The sequence below is a fragment of the Robbsia andropogonis genome, from assembly GCF_000970345.1.
Classification (GTDB): Bacteria; Pseudomonadota; Gammaproteobacteria; order Burkholderiales; family Burkholderiaceae; genus Robbsia; species Robbsia andropogonis.
Genome location: NZ_LAQU01000128.1, coordinates 1 through 2,425 on the forward strand (window position 1 = coordinate 1; position 2,425 = coordinate 2,425).

General features: G+C 61.6%; 3 protein-coding genes. 1 reads left to right on the forward strand and 2 read right to left on the reverse strand.

From position 1 onward, the window contains the following. The coding region (locus tag WM40_RS28380; protein WP_052738557.1) for a CopD family protein at positions 1 to 957 on the forward strand (957 nt) is incomplete at its 5' end. 381 nt (positions 958 to 1,338) lie between these two features. Here the strand turns inward: WM40_RS28380 and WM40_RS26410 are convergent. Together WM40_RS26410 and WM40_RS26415 are read right to left on the reverse strand one after the other, a co-directional pair. Next, entirely contained in the window at positions 1,339 to 1,764 is a 426-nt protein-coding gene (locus tag WM40_RS26410; protein WP_236693718.1) for a hypothetical protein, read from the reverse strand. 246 nt (positions 1,765 to 2,010) lie between these two features. Continuing rightward, positions 2,011 to 2,425: integrase core domain-containing protein (locus tag WM40_RS26415; RefSeq protein WP_046154543.1), on the reverse strand; the 415-nt coding region annotated here is incomplete at its 5' end.

A 2,425-nucleotide genomic window follows, 5' to 3' on the forward strand; every position in this document is an offset into this window, starting at 1 on the left:
CGCTGCGGACGGGCATCGCACGCAGGGGCACTACCAGTTTACGGTGAAGTGACCGTGGAGCCGCTCGTCGCCACGCAGATCGCCGTAGCAGCCGTGCAGAACGTGCTATTCGCGACGGCAGCCGGTTCCCTGGCTTGCGAGGTAATGGGGAGGCGCAGCGGTATCGGCGCGCCGGCCGCACTGCGCGGCTGGCAGGCGGGTCTCTCGATGGTGTTGGCACTCACGACCCTCGCGTACCTGTGGCTGCAGGCAGCCGTAATGAGCGGCTCGCCACTTGCCGATGCAGGCGCCGCTGTCATTGCCGTGCTCACGCAATCGCACTACGGGGTTGCGTGGTCGGTGGGGTTCGTCGGTGCGCTGCTGGCGACGCTGAGCCGACTTTCCGACCGTCGCGGGCTGCCGCTGTTCATCGCGGGCCTGGTCGCTTGGGCCGCGGGCAAGGCCGCGGCCAGCCACGCGGCCGATGCGGGCGACTTCTCGGCGCGTGAAGCCATCCATGTCGCACATCTGTGCGCGACAGCACTGTGGGCCGGTAGCGTGATCGTCGCCGCAATTATGCTCCGACGCTCAACGACCGCTCACGCAACGACCGAAAGAATGGCAGCTTTCTGCGGTGAGCTATCGTACCTGGCGACGGCTGCGCTCGTCGTCGTGCTGGTCACCGGTTTATACAACGTGATGCAGGACACCGGGCAGGCAGACGTGCGGCTCTTCACGATGCCCTGGGGCCGGATACTTGCCGCGAAGCTCGTGTGCGTCGCTGCGGCCGTGGGATTGGGTGGCTGGAACCGGCTGGTGGTTCTTCCCGAACTTCGCGCGCAGGCGCATCAGGACGGCTCTGCTTTTATGGCCACACAGGAGCGCTTCCACGCGTTGCTGTTCGTCGAGGCGCTCGCCATGCTGGCCATTGTTGCGATCGCAGCCGTACTGGGGCATACGTCTCCGACAGGAGGTTGATGCTTGCCGAATCGCAGAGATATCATAATGTCCAACCATGGCCGATGAGCAGCCGTTCGATGAAACGACGCGAGCGTCTCTTCGTGGCCGATCAGGAACAATCTTCCTGATTATTCCGCGCTAACATTGTGAGGCAGCAATCGGCCATGAAAGGACCTTCGCCGGATGCATGGCGCGGACATTCAGGAGACCGCTTCATCCAGCAAACGGTCACTCAATCGCCCAGTACCAGCGCCGCGTCGGCGGACGACGCGGCGGGCCACAAGAACGGCCACACGGCCGCGGCACAAAGTTCCATTCGTGCCCCGTTACAGACATCGGCCAAGAGAAAGTCGCTGCCAAAAAAACGCGGTCATGACGCGGAATTGATATTCAACCGGATCAGCCTTGGCGCGCTTTCAACGCTTCCACACGCGCTGACAACTGGCGTTTGTACTGGTCGTTGCTGGCCGAGCTTCGCGCAGCCTCTGCGCTTTCCAATGCTTCGGTTACCGAGCCGCGCGCCTCGTCGCACTGGCTCATCAGGTCGTGGTAAATCGCCAGCCTGGCTTTCCCCTTGGGATCCTTCCCGGCAGCATCGAGTGCGCGCTTGGCCGTAGTCGATGCCGGCTCGGCTAGACCGAGCGCGAGCTCCGCTTTGGACTGTTGATAAAGCAGCCAGTGATCCTTCACGTCGTCGCCGATCTTTTTGGCGGCTTCTAATGCTGTCGTCGGATCGTCGATGGCTAAGAAGGTCTTAGTGAGAACCCGGGCGACGAATGGGTCGTTTCCTGAGGTGCTCGCCAATTCAACTGCGAAAGCCCTCATAGTGCTCTCCAGTTTGCCAGCGAGCACTCGATTACCGCTTCGAGTGGCGACGATAGAGACGTTTGCAAGTGCCTCGCAAGCGTTTACCCATTGGCGTCCATGCACCGTATTGGGAAATATGGCGAGCATGTCGGGAAAGATCTCAGCCACGGCAAGACAAGTCTCGCCGTGGCGATATCCGAACAGTGTGGTGAGAGCGAGTGAGGTGGTCCCGCCTTCTTGGACAGGTTTGCGGCGAAGTTAAGCTCAAGCCAATGTTGTCATGCCGCGAGTTTGGCCATATGCCTCTGCCGGGGTTTTGCCGGCAAGGGCGGAATGGGGCCGATGGTGGTTATAGTAGGTGAACCAGCGCTCGAGGCCAGCCCGCAGTTCGCTGCCGGTCTCGAAGGCGTGGAGATAAACGCACTCGTATTTCACTGATCGCCAGAGGCGTTCGATGAAGACGTTGTCCATCCAGCGGCCTCGCCCATCCATGCTGATCCGGACCTCTGCTGCCCGCAGAACGCTGGTGAAGGCATGACTGGTAAATTGACTGCCCTGATCGGTATTGAAGATCTCAGGCTTGCCGTAGCGGGCCATGGCGTCCTGCAGCGCCTCGACACAGAACCCGGCGTCCATCGTGTTGGATATGCGCCAGGCCAGCACCTGGCGCGTTGCCCGG

What these genes read in the sequence shown, in the direction of transcription:
- WM40_RS26410 (WP_236693718.1), bottom strand. Translation starts at nt 1,764, where the DNA reads ATGAGGGCTTTCGCAGTTGAATTGGCGAGCACCTCAGGAAACGACCCA.